The following is a 24,679-nucleotide window of genomic DNA, read 5'->3' as shown; positions in this document are numbered from 1 at the left end:
TTAAGCGCAAGGGTCAGACGGGCGGTTTGACTCCGCCAGACGCCACGCTTATGTAGGGGTCAACACGCCCGTCCGGGCGGCGTATCTTCCGTACTGAAATTCCACTTCGTGCCGCGCTGACAGCGGTGAAGGTTTGTATCATGTCTACTGAATCCCTGAATCTGGCCGATCTGAAGGCCAAAAGCCCCAAAGACCTTCTGGCCATGGCCGAAGAGCTGGAGATCGAAAACGCCTCGACCATGCGGAAGGGCGAGATGATGTTCCAGATTCTGCGCGAACGCGCGGATGAGGGCTGGACCGTCGGAGGAGACGGCGTTCTGGAGGTTCTACAGGACGGGTTCGGTTTCCTTCGCTCGCCCGAGGCGAACTATTTGCCGGGGCCAGACGACATCTATGTCTCGCCTGACATGATCCGCCAGCATTCCCTTCGGACCGGCGACACGGTCGAAGGTGAGATCAAAGCGCCTGATGACAATGAGCGGTACTTTGCGCTGATCAAAGTCACGAAGATCAACTTTGAAGAGCCTGAGAAGGCCAAGCACAAGATCCTGTTCGACAACCTGACGCCTCTGTATCCCGACGAGCGTCTGAAGATGGAAATCGAAGATCCTACCATCAAAGACAAGTCGGCCCGCGTGATCGATCTGGTTGCGCCCATCGGTAAGGGTCAGCGGTCGCTGATCGTGGCGCCTCCGCGGACGGGTAAGACGGTGATCTTGCAGAACATCGCCCATTCGATCGAACAGAACCATCCTGAGTGCTACCTGATCGTTCTGCTGATTGATGAACGACCGGAAGAAGTGACGGACATGCAGCGCTCGGTAAAGGGTGAGGTTGTGTCCTCGACCTTTGACGAACCGGCAACCCGCCATGTGGCCGTATCGGAAATGGTTATCGAAAAAGCCAAGCGTTTGGTCGAGCATAAACGAGATGTTGTGATCCTTCTGGATTCGATCACAAGACTTGGTAGGGCGTTTAACACCGTGGTCCCATCCTCGGGTAAAGTTCTGACCGGTGGTGTGGACGCGAATGCTCTGCAACGTCCCAAGCGGTTCTTTGGTGCGGCGCGGAATATCGAAGAGGGCGGTTCGCTGACCATCATCGCCACCGCGCTGATCGACACCGGCAGCCGGATGGACGAGGTGATCTTTGAAGAATTCAAAGGCACAGGTAACTCGGAAATCGTTCTGGACCGCAAGATCGCTGATAAGCGCGTGTTCCCGGCCATCGACATCCTCAAATCCGGTACAAGGAAAGAGGATCTTCTGGTCGACAAGGGCGATCTGGCCAAAACCTTCGTTCTGCGCCGTATCCTCAACCCGATGGGCACGACCGACGCGATCGAATTCCTGCTGTCCAAACTAAAGCAGACGAAGACGAATGGTGAGTTCTTCGATTCGATGAACACCTGATACAGGTCTTAACCAACGCGGGGCCTACGAATGGATACGATATTCGCCTTGGCCAGCGCGCAGGGCAAAGCCGGGGTGGCGGTCATCCGCCTCTCTGGTCCTTTGGCGCATTCTGCTGCTGCTGAATTGACCGGTCATCCGCTGCCGCCCCGTGGTATGCGCTTTCGGTCACTTCACGCATCCGATGGGTCGCGTCTGGATGACGGCCTAGTGCTGACATTTCAAGCACCTGCGAGTTTCACTGGCGAGGATGTAGTTGAATTTCAGATTCACGGCAGCACCGCCACGGTGGATGCTGTGATCCGCTGTCTCTCCGATACAGAAGGCTTGCGTCTTGCAGAGCCGGGCGAATTTACACGCCGGGCTCTTGAGAACGGCAAGATGGATCTTACGCAAGTTGAAGGTCTGGCTGACCTGATCGACGCTGAAACTGAGGCACAGCGGAAACAAGCTCAGACCATCCTCGCGGGGGAGCTCGGCTCTTTGGCGGAACGGTGGCGAGGTGACCTGATCCGTGCTGCATCCTTGCTGGAAGCCGTGATTGATTTTGCGGATGAAGAAGTCCCGACAGATGTAACCCCAGAAGTTCGTCAACTGGTGAGCGGCGTTATGTCAGACCTTCAACGCGAGGCCGAAGGAGTACGGATCGCTGAGCGTATCCGGACTGGGTTTGAGGTCGCAATCGTTGGACTTCCAAATGCGGGTAAGTCCACACTACTGAATGCTCTGGCCGGGCGTGATGCTGCTATTACGTCAGAATATGCAGGGACGACCCGTGATGTGATTGAGGTTAGAATGGACCTCGATGGATTGCCTGTTACTTTGTTGGATACGGCAGGGCTGCGCGAGACTGAGGACCATGTCGAAAGTCTTGGTATCGAGCTGGCCCGAAAACGCGCTGAAACCGCTGATCTACGAGTCTTTCTGACAGAGAATCCTTCGGAATTGGGCGTAGCCATGCGCGAGGGTGATATCCAAGTTTTGCCCAAAGCTGATCTTAGAAAAGGGTCAGGTGATGGAATATCTGGTAAAACGGGTCAGGGATTGGATCAACTGGTAAACAATATATCGCGTATTTTGAATCATAGAACCACTAGTTATGGTATAGCTACGCGGGAACGGCACCGTATCGCCCTTAATAACGCCCGAGATTCACTAGGTGCTGCAATGTCTGTTCTGGAATCGGGCCCGGATTTGTATGATATCGCAGCGGAAGAATTGCGCACGGCCATTCGTGCGCTAGAGGCTTTGGTAGGCAGGATCGGTGTTGAAGACCTCTTGGATGAGATATTTTCAAGTTTCTGCCTTGGAAAATAAGGAGTGTTTCACGTGAAACATTCGAGATTCGACGTTGTAGTGATTGGTGCTGGACATGCTGGAACTGAAGCCGCGCATGCAGCGGCCCGCATGGGTGCCCAAACTGCTTTGGTTACGCTTTCATCAGCGGATATAGGCGTTATGTCCTGTAATCCGGCAATCGGTGGGCTGGGAAAAGGTCATCTGGTTCGCGAGATAGATGCGCTGGACGGTGTTATGGGGCGTGTGGCTGATCAGGCCGGCATCCAGTTTCGACTTTTGAACCGGCGAAAGGGTCCAGCGGTACAGGGGCCAAGAACACAGGCAGATCGCGCGTTGTATCGAGCTGCCATGCAGAAGGAAACCAGTGCCCAGCCTAATCTTTCGATAGTTACCCGAGAAGTTGTTGACTTTCTTATGGATGGTCATCGCGTCGCAGGGGTAAAACTCGCGGATGAGTCCGAAATTGGCGCGAAGGCGGTTATTTTGACATCGGGAACTTTCCTGCGTGGTGTCATACACATAGGGGACGTTTCGCGCCCGGGTGGGAGGATGGGGGACAAGCCGTCCGTCAAGCTGGCCGAGAGATTGGATAGCTTTCAATTCCCACTTGGACGCTTGAAAACTGGGACTCCACCCCGGCTTGATGGGCGCACGATAGATTGGTCAGATTTGGAAAGACAGGATGGCGATGATGATCCAACGCTGTTCTCATTTATGTCCTCGGCTGTTGTAGCGCCTCAGATTTCCTGCGGAATCACACACACGAATGCGCGAACACATGAAATTATTGAGAAGAACCTAAGTCGATCGGCAATGTATGGGGGACATATTGATGGCGTCGGCCCCAGGTATTGCCCTTCGATCGAGGACAAGATCGTAAGGTTCGCCGATAAAGAGTCTCACCAAATATTCCTCGAGCCAGAAGGCGTCAACGACCACACGATTTATCCCAACGGTATTTCGACGTCTTTGCCACAAGATGTGCAGCTGGACTATGTTCGGTCGATCAAAGGGCTAGAAAAAGCCGAGATACTCCAGCCTGGGTATGCGATCGAATATGACTATGTGGATCCCCGCGTTTTAACTTCATCTCTGGCCGTCCCAGAAGTTCCAGGTCTATATCTTGCGGGTCAAATCAATGGAACAACAGGATATGAGGAGGCGGCTGCCCAAGGATTGGTGGCCGGTCTGAACGCGGCACTGTCTGTTTTTTGGCGAGATCCGATCCAGTTCACACGAGCTGATAGTTATATTGGCGTGATGATTGATGATTTGACGACACGCGGTGTTGCCGAACCCTACCGTATGTTCACATCTCGAGCAGAGTTCAGATTATCTCTACGCGCTGACAATGCAGATCAACGACTAACACCAATCGGCATGGAGTTGGGATGTGTAGGAGAGGCCAGAATAAAATCGTTCTCCAAAAAGATCGAAAAGCTGACTGAAGTCAAATCCAGGCTTTCAGAACGAACCTATACTCCGAAGGAAATGCGCTCTGTCGGTATAAGTGTCAATCAGGATGGAAATCGTCGTGATGGAATGGCAATCTTGGCGTTTCCTGATGTTTCATTCTCCGACTTGCTTCCGCTAATTCCGGAACTTGGCAACGTAGATCCTGAGATACGCCAGCAAGTCGAGAGAGACGCGCTATATGCAAACTACATTGCTCGTCAGAAACGGGATGTCGAAGCAATGAAGCGTGATGAATCCTACGAAATTCCACTTGATTTCGACTATTTTGCCCTGGATGGTCTATCATCTGAGATGAAGCAGAAGCTTTCAAACGCGCGGCCAGAGAACGTGGCCCAAGCAAGTAGGGTCGAAGGGGTTACTCCAGCAGCTTTGACGCTTGTTCTTGCGAAGCTCCGCCGAGAACAAAAGGTCAGAAAAGTATGAGTGAAGGAGTATTGGATGATCTGAATGTTTCACGTGAAACATTCGAGCGTCTGACTAAATATGTCGAACTGGTAAAACGATGGAATCCAAAGATCAATTTGGTATCGCGTAATAGTCTGAATGACATCTGGACCCGTCATATCAAAGATTCCGTTCAGGTTTATCGTTATGCCGGTAACTTTTCCAATTGGGTAGACCTGGGCAGCGGCGGAGGTTTTCCGGGAATGGTTTGCGCAATAGTGGCCATTGAAGAAAACCCAAGTGCACAGTTTACACTTATCGAAAGCGATCAGCGAAAATCAGCCTTTTTGCGCAACGTTGCCCGTGAATGTCAGGCAAATTGCAGGGTCATTTCCAAACGGATTGAGGCGGTCGATCCGCTTGGCGCAGATATTCTATCCGCCCGAGCGTTAGCTGAGCTGGGCGTGTTATTGTCCTTTTGTGACAGACATTTAGGGGATTCAGGTGTCGCGCTGTTGCCTAAAGGCGCAACCTGGAAAAAAGAACTGGACGACGCGCGCAAAGAATGGAATTTCCAGGCTGAGCCGATTACAAGTTTAACTGAACCTCAGGCCGTTATCCTTAAAATTAAAGGAGTATCACGTGGTTGATCTGTCTCGTCCCTCAGGGCCCCGGATTATCGCCGTTGCCAATCAGAAGGGCGGAGTAGGCAAAACCACAACAGCGATTAATCTTGCAGCGGGCCTGGCAGAGGCCGGTTGCCGGGTTTTGGTTGTTGATCTGGACCCGCAGGGAAACGCTTCGACCGGGCTGGGGGTGGAAGACAGAGATTGGACGACGTACGATCTGATACTGGATGACGCACCTCTTGAAGCTGTCATTCAGGAAACAGAAATTGGTGGTCTATACGTTGTTCCGGCAACGGTGGATCTGAGTTCAGCAGATATCGAACTTATCTCGAACGAAAAGCGCAGTTATCTGTTGCACGATGCGCTCAGGCAGACAGCAATCGACAAATTTGAGCTGGACTTCGTGCTGATAGATTGCCCGCCATCCCTGAATTTGCTGACCGTCAACGCGATGGTTGCAGCTCATTCCGTACTTGTGCCGCTCCAAAGCGAGTTCTTTGCGCTTGAAGGTTTGTCGCAACTCATGATGACGATTCGAGAGGTCCGCCAAACCGCGAATCCCGACCTGAGAATCGAAGGTGTTGTGTTGACCATGTATGACAACCGCAACAACTTGTCCCGTCAGGTCGAAAAAGACGCGCGTGACAATCTGGGTGAGATGGTATTTAAAACCAAAATACCCAGAAATGTGCGGGTCAGCGAGGCGCCGTCATACGCGCTGCCTGTGCTGCAATATGATTCTGGGTCTCTGGGCGCGATGGCCTATCGTCATTTGGCCCGCGAAGTCATGCATAAGAATAAAAATGTCGCGTAAGCGGCAGTAGGAGGGTCCAGTGGCAGCTAAGAAATCAAAACCCAGGGGATTGGGTCGCGGCCTGTCTGCTTTGATGGCGGATGTCACGCAAGAGACGGAAGGGCTTAGACCGTCAGAACCTCGCCGCCCGGATATGAAAGTTCCGATTGAAAAGCTGCACGCGAACCCAAACCAGCCGCGCCGCACCTTTTCGCGTGACCAACTGGATGAACTTGCGGCTTCGGTTAAGGAAAAAGGGATCATCCAACCTCTGATCGTCCGCGAGATAGCGGAAGGCGATTATGAGATCGTCGCGGGTGAGCGCCGCTGGCGTGCAGCGCAAATGGCGCAACTGCATGATATTCCCGTCATTGTTCGTGATTTCGACGATACCGAAGTGCTGGAAGTCGCGATTATCGAGAATATTCAACGTGCTGACCTGAATGCAGTTGAAGAAGCGGCCGGCTACAAGCAGCTTATGGATCGTTTCGGACACACGCAGGAAAAGCTGGCCGAAGCCTTGGGCAAAAGCCGCAGCCATATTGCAAACCTTCTGCGTTTGCTTTCCCTACCGATGGATGTGCAGCAACTTGTCGTCGAAGGTAAGCTGTCGGCTGGACACGCGCGTGCATTGATCACAGCGGAAAACCCCTCTGAATTGGCGAAAATTGTTGTGCGCGACGGTCTTTCCGTTCGGGCGACTGAGGCGCTTGTGAAGAAAGAGCAGGCCGATCCTGTTAAATCCGTGCCGAAATCCCGGAATTTGAATGCAGGAAAAGACGCAGATACGCGCGCGTTGGAAAAGGATCTTTCTGCGATTCTGGCTATGAAGGTGGCGATCAATCACAAGGCCGGGACAGAGTCAGGGCAGGTTGTTCTAACCTATGAAAACCTGGATCAACTTGATGACCTGTGCGCAAAGCTCAGCCGTTAGGACGGGTCCAGATAAAGGTCATCACACCACCTAATACAATCGCCTGAATGATTAGCACGTGATTGGGCACTTGGATAAGAACTGAAATTCCAAAGACGGCGGCAATCGAGAGGGTTGCTGCCTTTTTTGCTTTTGGGCGTATGGCGCCGGAGTCCTGCCAATCCAAGATCATTGGGCCAAAGGTTTTATGAGTGATAAGCCAGTTGTGCAGGCGGGACGACGACCGAGCGAAGAAAAACGCAGCCAGCAGCAGGAAAGGGACGGTTGGAAGCAAAGGCAAGGCAATACCGACCACCGCAAGGGCAACGCTCAATAATCCCAATGCTGCCCAGAGATATTGCATCCGCTAACCCAAAAGTTCCCGGATGACCGAGTTCAATACAGCGCGCCCGTCTTGTGTGGCGATCAAGCGTCCATCTTTCTGTTCGATCATGCCGATATCGGTTAGATGATCCAGTTTTGATTTTGGCAAAGGCTGGCCGGATAAAGAACTAAATCGATCAATATCTAGACCTTCGGATACCCTTAGCCCCATCATAAGGTATTCATTGGCCTGATCCTGCGCAGAAAGCTCTGTTCGTTCCTTTTCTCCGCTACCTTGATCGACGGCTTGTAGCCACCTGTTCGGAGACAAGTAGGTTTCGGTTGCCAGTTTCTTTCCGTCGCGGGTGATACGACCATGTGCGCCGGGGCCAATTCCAACATAGTCGCCGTACCGCCAGTAAATCAGGTTGTGTTGAGATTCCGCTCCGGGTCGCGCGTGATTGGAAACTTCGTAAGCGGGCAAGCCATGCGCTTCGCAGACTTCTTGCGTGGCAAGGTACATATCGGCGGCGCTGTCATCCTCGGGCAGACCTCGCAGCTTTCCAACGGCGTATCTGTCGCCGAATGCGGTGCCTTCCTCGATGGTCAGTTGGTACAAAGACAAATGGTCAACGGCCATGGACAAGGCGTCAGACAGTTCAGCGCGCCAAGCTGCCAGGGTTTGATGCTGGCGGGCGTAGATCAAGTCAAAGCTGACCCTGTCGAAACAGGCTCTGGCGATATCAAACGCAGCCCGTGCTTCGGCGACCGAGTGGATTCGACCCAATCGGCGCAGATCGTCGTCATTCAGCGCTTGTACGCCCATCGAGATCCGGTTCACCCCCGCGTCGCGATAGGCGGCAAACCGTCCAGCCTCGACCGAGCCGGGATTGGCCTCAAGCGTGATTTCCATGTCATTGGCAGGCCGCCACAGGCTGCGGGCCTCATCAATAACGGCAGCAACGGTGTCCGGGTGCATTAGCGAGGGTGTGCCACCGCCAAAAAAGATCGTATTCAGCACCCGATCTGGCGTGTCCAAAGCAGAGCGGCGCAGTTCGTCTAGATAACTGTTAAGCCATTGTTTTTGATCGATATTTTTAGAAACATGGCTGTTAAAGTCGCAATAGGGGCATTTGGCCTCGCAAAAGGGCCAATGCACATACAGGCCAAAGCCCCCGTTGCGCCAATCATCCGCCAAAGCAGCCTTTCACGAACATTTCAACCGCGCGACCGCGATGGCTGATCTTGTTCTTTTCCCAGCGATCCATTTCGGCAAAGGTAATGTCATGCCCGTCGGGGACAAACATCGGGTCATAGCCGAACCCGTCCCTACCCCGGATCGGCCAGACAAGGTGGCCGGGGGCGATGCCCTCGAACACTTCGTCATGGCCATCGGGCCAGGCCAATACCAGAGTGCACCGAAACTGGGCCGTTCTTGGATGGGCTGCGTCTTTTGCTTCCAGCTCATCATGCGCACGGGTCATTGCCATCAGGAAATCGCGGCCATTGCCGGTTTCAGCCCAATCCGCCGTGTAAACGCCGGGTGCACCGTCCAGCGCATCAATCGTAATCCCGGAATCGTCCGACAGGGCAGGCAGTCCGGTGGCCTTGGCCGCGGCATGGGCCTTGATCCGGGCGTTGCCGACGAAAGTATCCTCGGTTTCTTCCGGTTCGGGTAGGTTCATCTCGCCTGCGCCGACAACGGTCACGCCAAAGGGTTCGAGAAGATGCGCCATCTCCTCGAGCTTGCCTTTGTTATGCGTGGCCACCAGTAGCCTGTCGCCGTCGAACTTGCGGGTCATGCGGTGGCGGCCTTTTGCGCGGCTGCCAGTTCGCCTACGCCTTTTTCGGCCAGATCCATCAACTGATCCATTTGCGCCCGGCTAAAGACCGAGCCTTCGGCGCTCATCTGTACTTCGATCAGCTTGCCCGATCCGGTCATGATAAAGTTACCGTCGACGCCAGCCTCGCTGTCTTCAGGGTAGTCTAGGTCCAGTACAGGCTGACCGGCATAAATGCCACAAGATACGGCGGCCACCGGATCGACCAGCGGGTCAGAGATCACATCGCCCGCTTTCATCAGCTTGTTCACCGCTAGACGCAGCGCAACCCAACCTCCGGTGATCGAGGCGCAGCGGGTGCCGCCATCGGCCTGAATGACATCGCAGTCCACGGTGATCTGACGTTCACCCAACGCAACCCGATCCACACCGGCGCGCAGGGCGCGACCGATCAGGCGTTGGATTTCCACGGTCCGGCCGCCTTGCTTGCCGCTGGCGGCCTCACGCCGCATCCGGGTGTTGGTCGCGCGGGGCAGCATGCCGTATTCCGCCGTCACCCAACCCAGGCCGGAGCCCTTGATGAAGGGTGGCACGCGATCCTCGATCGTGGCGGTACACAGCACATGGGTGTCGCCCATTTTGATCAGGCAGGAACCTTCGGCATGTTTGGTAAAGCCCGTCTCGATTGAAACGGCGCGCATTTCGTTTAGATCACGTCCTGAGGGTCGCATGGAAAATCCTTTGTTTGCTGGGTTGGGGATACCGCCCCGTGGCGTTACGATGCAACCCCGATTGACCTTTCATTTGCCTGCGATTTAATGACGACCCAGCAGGGGACCGCCGATGAGCGAAGCAAGCAAAATTCTGAACGAGATGAACGACCGGTCGCGTGAGGTGTTTCGGTTGATTGTCGAAAGCTATCTGGAAAGCGGTGAGCCGGTGGGCAGTCGGACCCTGACACGCACCCTGTCGGAAAAAGTCAGCGCCGCGACGGTACGCAACGTGATGCAGGACCTAGAGTTTCTGGGATTGCTGGACAGTCCGCATGTTTCTGCGGGTCGGATTCCGACGCAGCAGGGGTTGCGGATGTTTGTCGATGGATTGCTTGAGGTCGGCGATCTTGGGGCGGATGATCGGCAAAAGCTGGATGAGACTTTAGGCTCTAACGCAGGCGATGTGGGCGGGATGCTGGACCGGGTGGGATCGGCTTTGTCACACGTGTCACATGGCGCGTCATTGGTTTTGACGCCCAAGCAAGAGTCCGAGATCAAGCACATCGAATTTGTTTCACTGGCCCATGACCGCGCGCTGGTCGTTTTGGTATTTGCGGATGGGCATGTGGAAAATCGCCTGTTTACACCTCCTCCGGGGCAAACGCCCAGTTCCATGCGCGAGGCGGCGAATTTCCTGAACGCTTTGATCGAGGGGAGGACGCTTGGCGAGGTCAGGCGCCAGATGCAGACACAGATCGCCGCCCGCAAGCAAGAGATCGACGTGCTGGCCCGCGAGATGGTCGAAAGCGGTATGGCGGCCTGGGACGGAGACGGCGGAGACTCGGCCCGACTGATCGTGCGTGGACGCGCGAATCTGTTGGGCGACTCAGGTCAGGAAGAGGAACTGGATCGCATTCGCACTTTGTTTGACGATCTGGAACGTAAGCGCGATATTGCCGAATTTTTGGAATTAACCGAAGAAGGTGAAGGCGTTCGCATTTTTATTGGTTCTGAGAACAAACTTTTCTCACTTTCGGGTTCCTCTTTGGTGGTGTCTCCATATATGAACGCTGATCGAAAGATAATCGGTGCGGTCGGGGTTATCGGACCTACGCGACTGAATTATGGACGGATCGTACCGATCGTGGATTATACGGCGCAACTGGTCGGCAAGCTGATTTCCGACCGGAGCTAGAGGGTAAGAGATGGCAGAACCCAAAAACGAAGATTTCCTGGACGATATCGCAACCGCCGAAGCGGAAGAATTGGCGGAAGAATTTGCTGAGATCAGCGAAGAAGAGCTGGAGCTTGAAGCGCTGCGTGCTGAGCGAGACGAGTTCAAGGACAAGTTCATGCGCGCGCTGGCAGATGCCGAAAACGCGCGCAAACGCGGTGACAAGGCGCGTCGTGATGCCGAACAGTATGGCGGATCGAAACTGGCTCGGGATATGTTGCCGGTTTACGACAATATGAAGCGCGCTCTGGAGGCAGCAACAGACGAGCAGAAAGAGGTTGCCGCCGGACTTCTGGAAGGGGTCGAGCTGACCATGCGTGCCCTAAAGGACGTATTCCAGAAACACGGGATTCGAGTGATTACTCCGGAAGTTGGCGACCGGTTTGACCCGAATCTCCACGAAGCCATGTTCGAGGCTCCTGTTCCTGGCACCCGTGCCGGTGATATTATTCAGGTGTCCGCCGAAGGCTTCATGCTGCATGACCGGTTGCTTCGTCCGGCACAGGTGGGTGTGTCTTCGACACCTGCAAGCTGATTGGCCTCTGCGAGGCCAAGCCTCCGGCGGAAGTATTTTTGAACAGAAGAAGGGGCGGTCAGGATTTGGCCGCCTCTTTCAGTTTGTAGACCAGGTCGAGCGCTTCTCGGGGTGTCAGTTCATCAGGTAGAATTTCGTCCAGCATGTCCGTAAGCGGGGACGCCTTGGGCGCGGGGGGCGGAGGCGGCGGCGCGGCGGAAAACAGGGGCAGGTCGTCGATCAGAGCCTTTTGTTTGCCGCCTTCGCGTTCCGTTTTTTCCAATTGGTCCAGAACAACGCGGGCGCGGTCGACCACGGACACGGGAAGCCCGGCCAATTGCGCGACCTGAACACCATAGGAGCGGTCGGCGGCACCTTTGTGGACCTCGTGCAGAAAGATGACCTCGCCCTCCCATTCCTTGACGGCGACGGTGGCGTTTTCGACACCTTCAAGCTTGCCCGCCAAAGCGGTGAGTTCATGGTAGTGGGTGGCGAACAGCGCCCGGCATTGGTTTGCGGTGTGAAGATGTTCCAGCGTGGCCCAGGCGATCGACAGGCCGTCATAGGTGGCCGTTCCCCGCCCGATTTCGTCCAGAATGACCAGAGCGCGATCATCGGCCTGGTTCAGGATTGCGGCGGTTTCAACCATCTCGACCATGAAGGTTGATCGCCCGCGGGCCAGATCGTCCGACGCTCCGACACGGCTGAACAGTTGGCTGACGATGCCGATATGAGCCTGCTCAGCCGGGACATAGCCGCCCATTTGCGCCAATAGCGCGATCAGGGCGTTCTGGCGGAGAAAAGTAGATTTACCGGCCATGTTTGGGCCGGTCAGCAACCAGATCGCCGCGCCTTGATCCGCGCTCAGATCGCAGTCATTGGCGATGAAGGCGTCGCCCGATTGCTGACGCAGTGCGTGTTCGACCACCGGGTGGCGACCACCTTTTACGTCGAACACACGCGAATTGTCTACCTGCGGGCGGCACCAGTTTTCTCCGCGCGCCAGATCAGCGAGTGCTGTGGTCAGGTCAAGCTCAGCCAGCCCTCGGGCGGCCTGATTCAGGCGGGCGGCGAGGGCTAGAATTTCGCCAGAAAGCCTTTGATAGAGCCGTTTTTCGATCTCCAACGCCAGATTGCCCGCGTTTAGGATGCGGGTTTCGATCTCAGACAATTCCACGGTGGTAAACCGCACTTGATTGGCGGTGGTCTGGCGGTGGATGTAGGTTTCACTGAATGGCGGGTTCAGCATTTTTTCGGCATGGGTGGCCGTGGTTTCGATGAAATAGCCCAGCACGTTGTTGTGCTTGATCTTCAGCGAAGTGATACCGGTGTGTTCCGCGTATTTCTGCTGGAATCCCGCGATGACCGAGCGGCCTTCGTCGCGCAGGGTGCGGGCCTCATCTAGGTCTGTGTCGAAGCCGGGCGCGATAAAGCCGCCGTCACGGGCCAGCAAGGGTGGTTCAGCGACGAGGGCTTCGTCCAAAAGGTTCAGCAGATCATCAAAGCCGACAAGGTTCTGCACTGCGGTCGCCAAGAGGACGGGAAGATCCTGACTTTCGCACAATTCAGCGATTGCCGATGCCTGTGTCAGCCCATTGCGGATGGCGGCCAGATCGCGTGGGCCTCCGCGCTCGAGCGATAGGCGTGACAGAGCACGGTCCAGATCGGGGGTTTTGCGCAACGCCTCGCGCAAGTCCGAGGTGGTCAGGCTGTCCTCAGCGGCGAAACTCACCGCATCCAGCCGGGCGTGGATCACATCCAGATTGCGCGACGGGCTGGACAGGCGTTGTTCCAGCAGCCGTGCGCCACCCGGCGTAACAGTGCGATCAACCACCGACAGCAGTGATCCGGCGCGGCCACCGGAGAGCGACCGGGTCAGCTCCAGGTTGCGGCGCGTGGCGGCGTCGATTTGCACCACGCGATCCTCGGATTCCTTCAGTGGCGTTTGCAGCAGCGGCAGTTTGCCCTTTTGCGTGATCTCAAGATAGTCGATCAGCGCGCCCATGGCCGACACTTCGGCCCGGCCAAATGATCCGAACGCATCCAAAGCGCCCACGTGAAACAGCCCGCAGATGCGTTTTTCGGCAGCCGTGCTATCGAAACTGGCGCGTCCGATCGGGGTTAGGGAAATGCCCAGATCGCGCACCGTTTCGTTCAACGCCTGCTCCATCCCGTCGCCCACAATCAGTTCGGACGGGGCTAGCCGCGCCAGTTCGGGGCTGAGCCGTACGGACGTTAAAGGCATCACGTGAAACGCGCCGGTTGAAATATCGGCCCAGGCCAAAGCAGCCTCATCCCGAACCTCGGCGTAGGCGGCTAGAAAATTGTGGCGGCGGGCCTCTAGCAGCGCATCTTCGGTCAGCGTGCCCGGCGTCACCAGTCGCACAACATCGCGCCGAACCACCGATTTAGAGCCTCTTTTCTTCGCCTCAGCCGGACTTTCCATCTGTTCGCAGACGGCGACGCGGAACCCTTTGCGGATCAGGGTCAGCAGATACCCCTCGGCCGAATGGACCGGCACACCGCACATGGGGATGTCCTCTCCATTGTGCTTACCGCGCTTGGTCAAGGCGATGTCCAGCGCCTCGGCCGCGTTCACAGCGTCCTGAAAAAACATCTCGTAGAAATCACCCATGCGGTAGAACAGCAGGGCGTCGGCGTGGGCCTCTTTGATTTCAAGATATTGCGCCATCATCGGCGTGACTGTGGACAAAAGCGGCCCCCTTCTGGCGTATTCCGGTCGCGACCTTACAAATCCCCCATCCGCGACGAAAGGTGAAAACGTATTGTCGTTGAGGCGCAGCCCTGCCTGCGTTATGACGCATCAGCCCCGAATTCATGGAAACGACCGACAAGATGCCCAAAACGAAGATCACCAAAGAAGAGGCACTGGCCTTTCATCTGGACCCCACCCCCGGCAAGTGGGAGGTGCAGGCCACCGTTCCCATGACCACGCAGCGCGATCTGTCGCTGGCCTACAGCCCCGGTGTGGCCGTTCCTTGCGAAGCCATCGCCGAAGCGCCCGAGACCGCCTATGACTATACCAACAAGGGCAATCTGGTCGCCGTGATCTCGAACGGGACGGCCGTTTTGGGGCTTGGCAATCTGGGCGCGCTGGGCTCGAAGCCTGTGATGGAAGGAAAATCCGTCCTGTTCAAGCGCTTCGCCGACATAAACTCGATCGATATCGAGTTGGACACCGAAGACCCGGATGAGTTCTGTCGCGCCGTGCGGCTGATGGGGCCGACCTTTGGCGGCATCAATCTGGAAGACATCAAGGCGCCCGAGTGTTTCATCATCGAACAGCGCCTGAAGGAAGAGATGGACATCCCCGTCTTTCATGACGACCAGCACGGCACGGCGGTGATTTGTGCGGCAGGTCTGATCAATGCACTGCATATCTCGGGCAAGAAGATCGAGGACGTGAAGATCGTTCTCAATGGTGCAGGTGCTGCGGGGATCGCCTGTATCGAATTGCTCAAGGCGATGGGCGCGCAGCACGACAACTGCATCGTTTGCGACACTAAGGGTGTGATCTATCAGGGCCGGACCGAGGGGATGAACCAGTGGAAATCGGCCCACGCCATCACCACTGATCTGCGCACTCTGGAAGACGCCATGAAGGGCGCGGATGTCTTTCTGGGCGTGTCGGTCAAGGGGGCCGTGACCCAAGAGATGGTTAAGTCGATGGCTGACAACCCGGTGATTTTCGCCATGGCCAACCCAGACCCCGAGATCACCCCGGAAGAAGCACACGAAGTTCGTGTAGATGCGATCGTCGCCACGGGCCGCAGTGACTATCCGAACCAGGTGAACAACGTGCTGGGCTTCCCCTACCTGTTCCGCGGTGCGCTGGATATCCACGCGCGTGCAATCAATGATGAGATGAAGATTGCCTGCGCCCACGCGTTGGCACGTCTGGCGCGCGAAGATGTGCCGGATGAGGTCGCGATGGCGTATGGCAAGTCGCTGACCTTTGGTCGCGACTATATCATCCCCACGCCGTTCGATCCGCGCCTGATCCACCGCATTCCGCCCGCCGTTGCCAAGGCCGGGATGGATACCGGTGCCGCGCGCCGTCCGATCATCGACATGGACGCGTACGAACTGAGCCTGAAATCCCGCATGGACCCGACCGCCAGCATCCTGCGTGGTCTGAACGCCCGTGCGCGTCAGGCGCAAAGCCGGATGATCTTTGCCGAGGGCGACGATCCCCGTGTCCTGCGTGCCGCTGTCACCTACCAACGCTCGGGCTTTGGCAAGGCGCTGGTTGTGGGTCGCCCTGACGACGTGAAGGCAAAGCTGGAAGAGGCCGGTCTGGGCGATGCCGTGCGCGAGCTTGAGGTGGTCAACGCCGCCAACACCGCGCATCTCGATACCTACTCGAACTTCCTGTACGAACGGCTTCAGCGTAAGGGTTTCGACCGCAAGGACATTCACCGCCTTGCTGCGCGGGACCGTCACGTGTTTTCCTCGCTGATGCTGGCGCATGGGCATGGCGATGGTCTTGTGACCGGGGCCACGCGCAAATCGGCGCATGTTCTGGACCGGATCAATCACGTGTTTGATGCGGATGCAGCGCATGGGGCGGCTGGCGTGACCGCGTTGCTGCACAAAGGGCGGATCGTGCTGATCGGCGATACGCTGGTCCATGAATGGCCCGATGAGAATGATCTGGCCACTATCGCCGAACGCTCGGCTGCCGTTGCACGCCACATGGGGCTTGATCCGCGCGTGGCCTTCGTCAGCTTTTCGACCTTCGGCTATCCGGTGTCGGAGCGGGCTGAAAAAATGCACCGCGCACCTGCGGTTCTGGATCAGCGCGGCGTTGATTTTGAATATGAGGGCGAGATGACCGTGGATGTTGCCCTGAATGTCGATCAGCAGGCCAGCTATCCGTTCCAGCGTCTGACGGGGCCTGCGAATATCCTGATCGTACCTGCGCGCCACTCGGCGTCGATCTCGACCAAGCTGATGCAGGAAATGGGCGGTGCGACCGTCATTGGCCCGATCCTATCGGGTGTCGACAAGCCGATTCAGATTTGTTCCACCGTCTCGACGGCGAATGACATCCTGAACATGGCTATTTTGGCGTCTTGTGACATTGGATAAGCCATGACGATCTGGAACCTCGGCTCGATCAACGCGGACATGATTTACGACGTGCCGCACCTTCCCGGGCCGGGGGAGACGCTCTCGGCCAACCGTTTGGATCGCTATCTTGGCGGCAAAGGGGCGAACATGTCCGTGGCCGCGGCCCGGGCTGGCGCGCAGGTGGCGCATATTGGGGCCGTGGGGTCGGACGGGCGCTGGGCGCTGGATCGTTTGACGGAATATGGCGTGGATACGCGCCGTATCGCTGTGGTTGATGTGCCGACAGGCCACGCCATCATCGCCGTGGATTCCAAGGGTGAGAACAACATTATCCTGTTTCAGGGGGCGAACCACGCCATTTCAACCGATCAGTTGGGGCAGGCGCTGTCTTCAGCCTCGCAGGGTGACTTGCTGGTGATGCAGAACGAAACCAACCTTCAGGTTGAGGCTGCGAAGATGGGACGCGAGATGGGTTTGACCGTCTGCTACGCCGCAGCACCGTTTCAGGCTAAGGCGGTGCAGGCCGTGCTGCCCTATCTGGATTTCCTGATCCTGAACGAGGTTGAGGCCGAACAACTGCTTCAGGCCACTGGCCAATCGGTCACGGATTTGAAGGTCGAGCATGTGATCGTCACCTTGGGATCGAAAGGTGCGCGATACTATCATCGCGCTGCGGCGTCGGATTTCCCGGCGCACAAAGTGCAGGCCGTGGATACGACCGGTGCGGGGGACACGTTCACCGGCTATGTTCTGGCCGGGATGGATCGTGGGATGCCGATGGCGCAGGCGATTTCACAAGCAAATCGTGCCGCGGCCCTGATGGTCACGCGGCACGGTACAGCCGATGTCATCCCGGATTTGAAAGAGGTCCGGGACGCGCAGTTCGATTAAGACCCGGCAAACGGCGCGTCGCTGCCCCAAAGCTGTTTCACTCGGGCGTCCCGACCGCAGGCTTTGCGGTATGCCTTGTACGCGCTGTGCTGACGTTTGGGGCCAAACCGCGTGAGAACCAGCTTGGATCCCTTGTAGTAATCCTGATGATACGCCTCGGCTGGGTAAAACGCGCCCGCCTGCAGGATCGGAGTAACCACAGCCTGCCCCAGCGCACGTTGTGCATCGGCTTTGGCCTGCTCAGCAGATGCTTTTTCGCCTGCGTTAGAGACGAAAATCGCGGTTCTGTAGCTGTCGCCCCGATCGCAGAACTGACCGCCTGCATCGGTAGGGTCGACCGAGCGGAAGAAGAGGTTCAACAGGGTTTCACGGGAAACGACCGATGGGTCAAAGGTGATCTGAACGGCCTCGTAGTGACCTGTACCACCTTTTGTGACCTGATCGTAGGTCGGGCTTGCAGTGGTGCCGCCGGTATATCCGGAAACTGCCCCTGTCACGCCTGTCACGGATTCAAAGTCGGATTCGACGCACCAAAAACACCCGCCAGCCACTGTTAGGGTTTCAGTTCCAGCGGCGGGTGCCGGGGTTGCGCGCAACAGTGCGGCAATTGCGATCAAGACAAACAGAAGCGTCGGTTTGACGTAGTCGAGATAAGCGATGCGGGTCATGGCAGGTCTCCTTCCAAGATCAGGCTGCCCTGTCTTTTCGCCCTGCGCAATCACCTGACATCGTTTGTCACGCGCTGGTGAGAGGAGTTTATCCCAGCAACTGCCCCAGTTTCATCGCAACGCCCATATTTCCCGAAATCTTGAGCTTGCCCAAAGCCACGCCCGTCATAGGGTTCAGTTTGCCGGTCAGCAGCTTGGTCAGGTTCTTCTGCGAGATGCGGATGGTGCAGTCGGTGTCCTGATCCAGGGTGGTGGCCTGATTGTCGGACAGGACGATTACGCCGTCATCGCCACAATCGAATTTCAGCGATCCCTCAAAGCTCTTGCCAACCAGGTTTTTCTGAATGTCGTCTGCAATAGATTGCATCATGGTATCTCTCCTTGGTTGACCTGTGCGTAAAGCTAAACAGGTTAACCAAGCAAGGATGACGCAACGGGAACCCGAGGCTACGAGCGTTGCAAAAGCTGGACGGTGCGTTCGCAGCGCTGGCCGTCATAGAAGGCGTCAAGAACGGCCTGAAACTCCTGTGGTGCGCCGGGTACAGACGAGAACAGAGTCATGCATGACCGTAGTTTCTTGGCATCAATCCCGCCCAGAATGTCCGAAGCGTCGCGCCCCTTGTGTAGCAGCATCAACCGCGCTGTTTCCGTCAGGCGTTGGCGCAGCTCTGGATGATCCAGATAGGCGGTTGCCTCATCGAGATCTTCAATTCCATATAGCTGCGCCATATCGGATCGGCCAAGCTCGGCCAGTTGCGGAAAGACGAACCACATCCAATGGCTGGTTTTCTGCCCCTGCTTCAGCTCGCGCAGGACGTCGGACCAGACCGTGTCCTGCGCTTCGATGAACAGATCAAGCTCATCACCGATGCCGTCGTCTTCGATCACTTGGACAAACGCTTGTCTCGGGCTGCCAGCAGTTTCAGGCGCAGGGCGTTCAACTGGATAAAGCCTGCCGCATCTGTCTGATCATACGCGCCCGCGTCATCCTCAAAGGTCACATGTTCCTCGGAGTAGAGCGAGTGATCCGACCAGCGGCCCACGGTCGAGGCCAGACCTTTATACAGCTTCACCCGCACGGTGCCGGTGACATGTTCCTGGCTCTTGTCGATTGCCGCCTGCAACATTTCGCGTTCGGGTGAGTACCAGAAGCCGTTATAGATCAGTTCCGCATATTGCGGCATCAGTTGGTCTTTCAGATGCATCGCGCCACGGTCCATGGTGATGGATTCGATGCCACGGTGTGCTTCCAGCAGGACGGTGCCGCCGGGGGTTTCGTAGATGCCGCGCGATTTCATGCCAACGAACCGGCCTTCGACCAGGTCGAGACGGCCAATGCCGTGCTTGCCGCCATATTCGTTCAGCTTGGTCAGGATGGTGGCAGGGCTCATCGGTTCGCCATTGATGCTGACCGCGTCGCCTTTTTCAAAGCCGATCTCGATGAATTCAGGCTCGTTCGGCGCGTCTTCGGGGTGGACGGTGCGCTGGTAGACGTAGTCAGGCGCCATATCTGCGGGGTCTTCCAGAACCTTGCCCTCGGACGAGGTGTGCAGCAGGTTCGCATCGACCGAGAACGGAGCCTCGCCGCGCTTGTCCTTGGCGATCGGAATCTGATGCGCCTCGGCCCATTCGATAAGACGGGTGCGGCTGGTCAGGTCCCATTCACGCCACGGCGCGATCACCTTGATGTCTGGGTTCAGGGCGTAAGCGGCCAGTTCAAAACGAACCTGATCGTTGCCCTTGCCGGTTGCGCCATGCGCCACAGCGTCGGCACCGGTTTCGGCGGCAATCTCGACCAGACGTTTCGAGATCAGCGGACGCGCGATGGACGTGCCCAGCAGGTACAGCCCTTCGTATTGAGCATTGGCGCGGAACATGGGGAAGACGAAATCGCGGACGAATTCCTCGCGGATGTCTTCGATATAGATATTCTCGGGTTTGATCCCCAGCATCTCGGCCTTTTGTCGTGCCGGTTCCAGCTCCTCACCCTGACCCAGATCGGCGGTGAAGGTCACAACTTCACAGCCATACTCGGTCTGCAACCATTTCAGAATGATCGAGGTATCAAGGCCACCGGAATAGGCCAGAACAACTTTCTTGGGCGCGGACATCTGACTTCCCTTTATGCGTAGAACGATTGGCCCCTAACGGGTTTTGAAAGCGGGGGCAAGTTATCAGCGTTGACGCAGGCAGCGATTTGAGGTGAAACATTCTTGTATTGTACAAGGATTGGTTGAAAGGGCTGTTTTGACAATGTTGGGTTGGCAGATTTTTACGCATTCGGTGCGGATGGTCTTTGGAAATCTCAAGCAGGTATTGCAGATCACTTTCGGGCCTGCGCTCGTGGCTACGGCGGTTATCGTTGCACTGTTTTTGGTTCTGGACGTTCCGTTGGATCAATTCGACCCGGAATCGGGTCAGTTGCCTCCGGGTACGTCCTACGGCTCGTTGGTCGTCTTTATCATCGGGCTGGTTGCCGTGACGGTTGTTACGATGTTCTGGATTGCCGTGTCCTGGCACCGCTTTATCCTGTTGGAAGAATACCCGCGCGGGATCTTCCCGACCTTTAGGTTCGACAGAATTCTTGCGTATCTGGGGCGCGTGCTGATGCTTGGCATCTTTATGGCCATCGCCTTTTTGCCGCTGAGTTTGGTCGTCGCGGCCTTGGGAAGCGGAGCGTTGGCCTTCGCGGTCATTGCGGTCTACGCCATTTTTCTGGTTGTTTGTTTCTATCGCCTCTCCATTATTCTACCAGCGGCCGCGATCGGCCATCAGGCAACCATTGGTGACGTCTGGAAAAGCACCGAAGGCACGACCGGAGCGATTGTCGTTCTTCTGATCGTGAACTTTCTGTTTCAGTTTCTGGTACAGCTTTTGTTCACCGCGCTCGCGTTCGTTCCGTTGCTGGGCATCTTGCTGACCCTGTTCTTCGGAACTTTGGTATTGCCCCTGATCAACGTCAGTATTCTGACCACGATGTTTGGCGTCTTCATCGAAAAGCGTGAACTGGCTTAACGGCTCGTACACATATGTATTCCTTGCGCTTTCGGCGGTGATGCGGCACTGAAACCGGCATGAGTGATTTCATGACCCGTGCCCGCGCCGCCGAACAGGAAATGCGATCGGTTTTTCCGCCGACTCCCTTGCAGCGCAATGCTCACCTGTCCGACCGCTATGGGGCTGATATCTGGCTCAAGCGAGAAGACCTCAGCCCGGTACGATCCTACAAGATCCGCGGCGCGTTCAATGCCATGCGCAAGCAGCAGGGGCGGGACCTGTTCGTCTGTGCCAGCGCGGGCAATCACGCGCAGGGCGTGGCGTTCATGTGCAAACATCTGAACGTGCGTGGTGTGATCTTCATGCCGGTGACGACGCCGCAGCAGAAAATCCAGAAAACCCGCATCTTCGGCGGTGACAATATCGAGGTTCATCTGTCCGGGGACTATTTCGACGACACTCTGGCGGCGGCGCAGCAGTGGTGCGCGCAGCAGGGCGGCTATTTCCTGTCGCCCTTCGACGATGAGGACGTGATCGAGGGGCAGGCGTCCCTTGCTGTTGAGATCGAAGCGCAACTGGGCCGCGTACCGGATCACGTCATCCTGCCGGTTGGGGGCGGGGGAATGTCATCGGGTGTGGCGACGTGGTTCGGGGACCGAACACATTGCCTGTTTGTGGAACCCAAGGGTGGGGCGTGCCTGCATGCGGCGATGGCAGCGGGTCACCCCGTTTCGCTGGATCACGTAGACAACTTCGTTGATGGTGCCGCGGTAGGCCGGATTGGTGCCAAGCCGTTTGAATTGCTCAAGTCGCGCCATCTTTCGGATGTGCTGGTTCTGTCCGAAGATCGCATCTGCACCACGATGATTGAAATGCTGAATGTCGAAGGCATTGTTCTGGAGCCCGCCGGCGCCCTCGCGGTTGAGGCGGTTGCCGATGTGCAAAGCTTCATTCGCGGCAAGACCGTGGTTTGCGTCACCTCGGGCGGGAATTTCGACTTTGAGCGTCTGCCCGAAGTGAAAGAGCGGGCGCAGCGCTACTCGGGCGTGAAAAAGTACTTTATTCTGCGGCTGCCCCAGCGTCCCGGAGCGTTGAAGGAATTTCTCAATATCCTTGGCCCGGACGACGATATTGCCCGGTTTGAGTATATGAAGAAATCGGCGCGCAATTTCGGTTCGGTCCTGATCGGTATCGAAACCCGGAAGCCCGAGAACTTTGCGCGTTTGTTCGCGCATCTGGACGAAGCGGGTTTCACCTATACCGACATCACGGACGACGAGACGCTGGCGCAGTTTGTCATCTAAGCCAGTTTTTGCGTCTTTTCCGACAGGAAATATGTGCGCGACTCTTCAAACGCTGCCAGAATTTCCGGCAGGTCGACATCGACAGCGTGGCCAGAGGCCGCCGACCGCTCACCGTCCTGGCATAGCCGCGAGAAGTGATCAAACCCAAGGCTCAGGGCGCTGCCCTTGAGGAAATGCAGGTTTTGTTCCAGATCGCGCCGCGCCTTGTCCTGTTCCAAGCGCTCGATCGCCTCTTGAACTTCGTCCAGAAAGATTTGAACGACCTCATCAAACTCTGCGTTGCCGACCTCGTTCCGCAACTGAATGACCCTGGACCAGTTGATCATGTCCGCATTCTCCACAAAAATCGCGATGTGAATTTGCTAGCGCTTTGCCGGTAAAGGGCAGGTTAAGCGATGCGAAGATCGACCTTCACCTGATGTTAAACAGCCCACACTTAGGGTCTTCTTGCGCGGGAGATGGCTACGGAACAGAGGATTCGGGTGGCAGAGGTCAGTCAAGCAGAAACCAGGACTGAACTGGATTTTGGAGTCATCCAAAAAGTGCTTGTCGTGGATGACAGCCGGCTGCAGCGTCGTATCCTCGTGGCTTCGCTCAAGAAATGGGGGTTTCAGGTTCTCGAGGCGGACAACGGCGATGCGGCGTTGGAAATCTGTGCAAACGAACCACCGGACCTGGTTCTAAGCGATTGGGTCATGCCGGGGATGAGCGGCCTGGAATTCTGTCGGGCATTCCGAGCGCTGAATCGCGAGCAATACAGCTATTTCATCCTTCTGACCTCCAAAAGCGAAAAGCAGGAGGTGGCGCGGGGACTGGACGCCGGGGCAGACGACTTTCTGATCAAACCGCTTGAGGCGGACGAGTTGCGCGCACGTATTTCGGCGGGTGCGCGGATTCTGGATATGCAGCGCGAATTGTCCGAGAAAAATCGCCTGATCGAATCCGCGCTGGAAGACCTGAAACTGGCGCATGACGCGATCGACAAAGATTTGATTCAGGCCCGTAAGATTCAGGAATCTCTGGTCCCAGAGCTGACGCGAGATGTAGGAAAGTCGCGTGTCAGCGTTCTTTTGAAACCCTGTGGACATATCGGCGGTGACCTCGTGGGAATGTTCTCGCCGGGTGTGAACAGGCTTGGGTTCTACAGCATTGACGTGTCGGGCCACGGCATCACTTCGGCCATGATGACGGCACGCCTAGGGGGGTACCTGTCCAGCAAGCATTTCGAGCAAAACGTGGCTATGGAAAAGCGGTTCGACAAATTCTATGCGCTTTTACCACCCGAGCAAGTGGCAGAGATGCTGAATTCAAGATTGATGGCGGATGCAGGGATCGAGGAGTATTTTACAATGGTCTATGCCATTGTCGACTTGCGCAACGGTCACCTGAAAATGGTTCAGGCCGGGCACCCTCATCCCCTTTTGTTGCGAGAGGACGGCAGTACCGAATTCCTTGGCGAAGGTGGGCTACCGATCGGGTTGCTGCCGGACGCGACATTTCAGCGGATCGAAACCTACATGAAGCCCGGCGAAAAGCTGCTGTTGTACTCGGACGGCTTTACTGAATGCAGCATGGCGGATGGAAGCCTTCTTGAAGAAGAGGGTTTGCGCAAGATGGCGACCGAATGTGCCGCGCTGTGTGATGGGTCCGAGTTTCTGGATACCATGTTCACGCGGCTGACTCGGGCGATGAAGCCGGGACCGGGTATGGATGACGATGTCTCGGCCGTCTACTTTGAATACGGCGGCCCCTAAAGTGCTTGCAGGTGCAGGCCGGCAAAATGGCGGTCCCCCGCATTCCCCAACATCTGAACTGCGTCGGATGTGTCCATCCAAAGCGCCTCGTGAAAAGGCTCGGTCGGCGCACTGACATTGCGGACGGGACGCGCGCGGTAGATCAGACAAACTTTTTCTGCCCATAGGTCATATTCCGGCATATAGGTGAACCGGCGAAACGCACCGATACGACGCGGGTCTGCGACCAGCCAACCGGTTTCCTCGAAAACCTCTCGGTGCAGGGCCGTGACGGGCGACTCGCCGGGATCAATGCCGCCACCGGGCAGTTGCAGATCGGGTCCGGGTTCCATTTGGCAGGTCAATAAAAGGTGCCGACCGCGGGGAAGCAATGCGTAGACGCCAACGCGCCGTGTGTATTTCCGCCCCGCTTGTGGGGTTTCACCAAACCGTCTGATCATGTATGGCCCCTTACAACCCGATTTGTTCGACCTATATGGTGGCGGTATGCCAACCTGTG

Annotated in this window: 24 protein-coding genes; 13 read left to right on the top strand and 11 right to left on the bottom strand. The window is 56.6% G+C overall.

The annotated features are described in order from the left end of the window. The first annotated feature begins 140 nt into the window (after nt 1–140). The 6 genes from rho to ACR0B7_RS10365 are packed head-to-tail and all read left to right on the top strand — an operon-like array spanning nt 141 to nt 6,927. On the top strand, nt 141–1,412 hold the full coding sequence (gene rho / locus ACR0B7_RS10390) for a transcription termination factor Rho (protein WP_170412710.1): 1,272 nt from the start codon (nt 141–143) through the stop codon (nt 1,410–1,412). Between the two features lie 30 nt (nt 1,413–1,442). Next, on the top strand, nt 1,443–2,729 hold the full coding sequence (gene mnmE / locus ACR0B7_RS10385; RefSeq protein ID WP_170483138.1) for a tRNA uridine-5-carboxymethylaminomethyl(34) synthesis GTPase MnmE: 1,287 nt from the start codon (nt 1,443–1,445) through the stop codon (nt 2,727–2,729). A 12-nt stretch (nt 2,730–2,741) separates the two neighbouring features. Further along, on the top strand, nt 2,742–4,610 hold the full coding sequence (gene mnmG, locus ACR0B7_RS10380; RefSeq protein ID WP_170483140.1) for a tRNA uridine-5-carboxymethylaminomethyl(34) synthesis enzyme MnmG: 1,869 nt from the start codon (nt 2,742–2,744) through the stop codon (nt 4,608–4,610). Further along, nucleotides 4,607–5,221 (top strand): 16S rRNA (guanine(527)-N(7))-methyltransferase RsmG, encoded by a 615-nt coding sequence (rsmG, locus tag ACR0B7_RS10375; protein WP_170569911.1) that lies wholly within the window; start codon nt 4,607–4,609, stop codon nt 5,219–5,221. The genes mnmG and rsmG overlap by 4 nt, the downstream gene beginning before the upstream one ends. Beyond that, nucleotides 5,214–6,014 (top strand): AAA family ATPase, encoded by an 801-nt coding sequence (locus ACR0B7_RS10370; protein ID WP_170576720.1) that lies wholly within the window; start codon nt 5,214–5,216, stop codon nt 6,012–6,014. Before rsmG ends, ACR0B7_RS10370 begins: the two co-directional genes overlap by 8 nt. 19 nt (nt 6,015–6,033) lie before the next feature. Continuing rightward, complete coding sequence (locus tag ACR0B7_RS10365) at nt 6,034–6,927, top strand: ParB/RepB/Spo0J family partition protein (protein ID WP_170569908.1); 894 nt, start codon at nt 6,034–6,036, stop codon at nt 6,925–6,927. Here ACR0B7_RS10365 and ACR0B7_RS10360 read toward each other — a convergent pair. From ACR0B7_RS10360 to rph, 4 genes are read right to left on the bottom strand one after another with little or no spacing between them, the layout of a single operon-like run. Further along, nucleotides 6,917–7,270, bottom strand: a complete 354-nt coding sequence (locus ACR0B7_RS10360) for a YbaN family protein (protein ID WP_170483147.1) — start codon at nt 7,268–7,270, stop codon at nt 6,917–6,919. The two genes, ACR0B7_RS10365 and ACR0B7_RS10360, sit on opposite strands and share 11 nt — an antisense overlap. A gap of 3 nt (nt 7,271–7,273) precedes the next feature. Continuing rightward, on the bottom strand, nt 7,274–8,428 hold the full coding sequence (hemW, locus tag ACR0B7_RS10355; RefSeq protein WP_170483150.1) for a radical SAM family heme chaperone HemW: 1,155 nt from the start codon (nt 8,426–8,428) through the stop codon (nt 7,274–7,276). Further along, a complete protein-coding gene (gene rdgB, locus ACR0B7_RS10350) occupies nt 8,418–9,032 on the bottom strand; it encodes an RdgB/HAM1 family non-canonical purine NTP pyrophosphatase (protein ID WP_170483152.1) in 615 nt (204 codons plus the stop codon). The genes hemW and rdgB overlap by 11 nt, the downstream gene beginning before the upstream one ends. Then, the gene (rph, locus tag ACR0B7_RS10345) at nt 9,029–9,742 is read right to left on the bottom strand and encodes a ribonuclease PH (RefSeq protein ID WP_170412685.1); all 714 of its coding nucleotides are present in this window, start codon (nt 9,740–9,742) and stop codon (nt 9,029–9,031) included. Before rph ends, rdgB begins: the two co-directional genes overlap by 4 nt. A gap of 112 nt (nt 9,743–9,854) precedes the next feature. On the opposite strand from rph, the gene hrcA reads away from it, so the two are divergent. Continuing rightward, on the top strand, nt 9,855–10,919 hold the full coding sequence (hrcA, locus tag ACR0B7_RS10340) for a heat-inducible transcriptional repressor HrcA (protein ID WP_170386958.1): 1,065 nt from the start codon (nt 9,855–9,857) through the stop codon (nt 10,917–10,919). A 10-nt stretch (nt 10,920–10,929) separates the two neighbouring features. Continuing rightward, nucleotides 10,930–11,493 (top strand): nucleotide exchange factor GrpE, encoded by a 564-nt coding sequence (locus ACR0B7_RS10335; protein ID WP_170386960.1) that lies wholly within the window; start codon nt 10,930–10,932, stop codon nt 11,491–11,493. Between the two features lie 58 nt (nt 11,494–11,551). Here ACR0B7_RS10335 and mutS read toward each other — a convergent pair whose 3' ends face one another. Beyond that, nucleotides 11,552–14,167 (bottom strand): DNA mismatch repair protein MutS, encoded by a 2,616-nt coding sequence (mutS, locus tag ACR0B7_RS10330; RefSeq protein ID WP_170483693.1) that lies wholly within the window; start codon nt 14,165–14,167, stop codon nt 11,552–11,554. Between the two features lie 161 nt (nt 14,168–14,328). Here mutS and ACR0B7_RS10325 point away from each other — a divergent pair, with 161 nt between their 5' ends. Together ACR0B7_RS10325 and ACR0B7_RS10320 are read left to right on the top strand one after the other, a co-directional pair. Further along, nucleotides 14,329–16,584 carry an NADP-dependent malic enzyme gene (locus tag ACR0B7_RS10325; protein ID WP_170564498.1) on the top strand — a complete coding sequence of 752 codons (2,256 nt, stop codon included), beginning with the start codon at nt 14,329–14,331 and terminating at the stop codon, nt 16,582–16,584. A gap of 3 nt (nt 16,585–16,587) precedes the next feature. Further along, nucleotides 16,588–17,457, top strand: coding sequence for a ribokinase (locus ACR0B7_RS10320; protein WP_170483156.1), 870 nt, complete (start codon nt 16,588–16,590; stop codon nt 17,455–17,457). Here the strand turns inward: ACR0B7_RS10320 and msrA are convergent. From msrA to ACR0B7_RS10300, 4 genes are all read right to left on the bottom strand, one after another. Then, the gene (gene msrA / locus ACR0B7_RS10315) at nt 17,454–18,125 is read right to left on the bottom strand and encodes a peptide-methionine (S)-S-oxide reductase MsrA (RefSeq protein ID WP_170483158.1); all 672 of its coding nucleotides are present in this window, start codon (nt 18,123–18,125) and stop codon (nt 17,454–17,456) included. The two genes, ACR0B7_RS10320 and msrA, sit on opposite strands and share 4 nt — an antisense overlap. Before the next feature lie 88 nt (nt 18,126–18,213). Further along, nucleotides 18,214–18,495 carry an SCP2 sterol-binding domain-containing protein gene (locus tag ACR0B7_RS10310; RefSeq protein WP_170576721.1) on the bottom strand — a complete coding sequence of 94 codons (282 nt, stop codon included), beginning with the start codon at nt 18,493–18,495 and terminating at the stop codon, nt 18,214–18,216. A 77-nt stretch (nt 18,496–18,572) separates the two neighbouring features. Next, entirely contained in the window at nt 18,573–19,013 is a 441-nt protein-coding gene (locus ACR0B7_RS10305) for a DUF1810 domain-containing protein (RefSeq protein ID WP_170483160.1), read from the bottom strand. Next, entirely contained in the window at nt 19,010–20,236 is a 1,227-nt protein-coding gene (locus ACR0B7_RS10300) for an argininosuccinate synthase (RefSeq protein ID WP_170483162.1), read from the bottom strand. The genes ACR0B7_RS10305 and ACR0B7_RS10300 overlap by 4 nt, the downstream gene beginning before the upstream one ends. 142 nt (nt 20,237–20,378) lie before the next feature. Here ACR0B7_RS10300 and ACR0B7_RS10295 point away from each other — a divergent pair, with 142 nt between their 5' ends. Continuing rightward, nucleotides 20,379–21,140, top strand: coding sequence for a hypothetical protein (locus ACR0B7_RS10295; protein ID WP_170483164.1), 762 nt, complete (start codon nt 20,379–20,381; stop codon nt 21,138–21,140). Nucleotides 21,141–21,199: 59 nt separating this feature from the next. Further along, the gene (ilvA, locus tag ACR0B7_RS10290; protein WP_170412666.1) at nt 21,200–22,426 is read left to right on the top strand and encodes a threonine ammonia-lyase IlvA; all 1,227 of its coding nucleotides are present in this window, start codon (nt 21,200–21,202) and stop codon (nt 22,424–22,426) included. Here ilvA and ACR0B7_RS10285 read toward each other — a convergent pair. Then, complete coding sequence (locus tag ACR0B7_RS10285; protein ID WP_170483168.1) at nt 22,423–22,752, bottom strand: Hpt domain-containing protein; 330 nt, start codon at nt 22,750–22,752, stop codon at nt 22,423–22,425. The two genes, ilvA and ACR0B7_RS10285, sit on opposite strands and share 4 nt — an antisense overlap. A gap of 156 nt (nt 22,753–22,908) precedes the next feature. Between ACR0B7_RS10285 and ACR0B7_RS10280 the strand changes: the two genes are divergently transcribed. Then, entirely contained in the window at nt 22,909–24,180 is a 1,272-nt protein-coding gene (locus tag ACR0B7_RS10280) for a PP2C family protein-serine/threonine phosphatase (RefSeq protein ID WP_480681402.1), read from the top strand. Here the strand turns inward: ACR0B7_RS10280 and ACR0B7_RS10275 are convergent. After that, entirely contained in the window at nt 24,177–24,620 is a 444-nt protein-coding gene (locus ACR0B7_RS10275; protein WP_170412657.1) for an NUDIX hydrolase, read from the bottom strand. The genes ACR0B7_RS10280 and ACR0B7_RS10275 overlap by 4 nt on opposite strands. Nucleotides 24,621–24,679: the final 59 nt, after the last annotated feature.

It is taken from the genome of Ruegeria sp. BB6, assembly GCF_056539385.1.
Note: the sequence above shows the minus strand (reverse complement) of the source record. Positions and strands in the feature narration are given on the sequence as shown.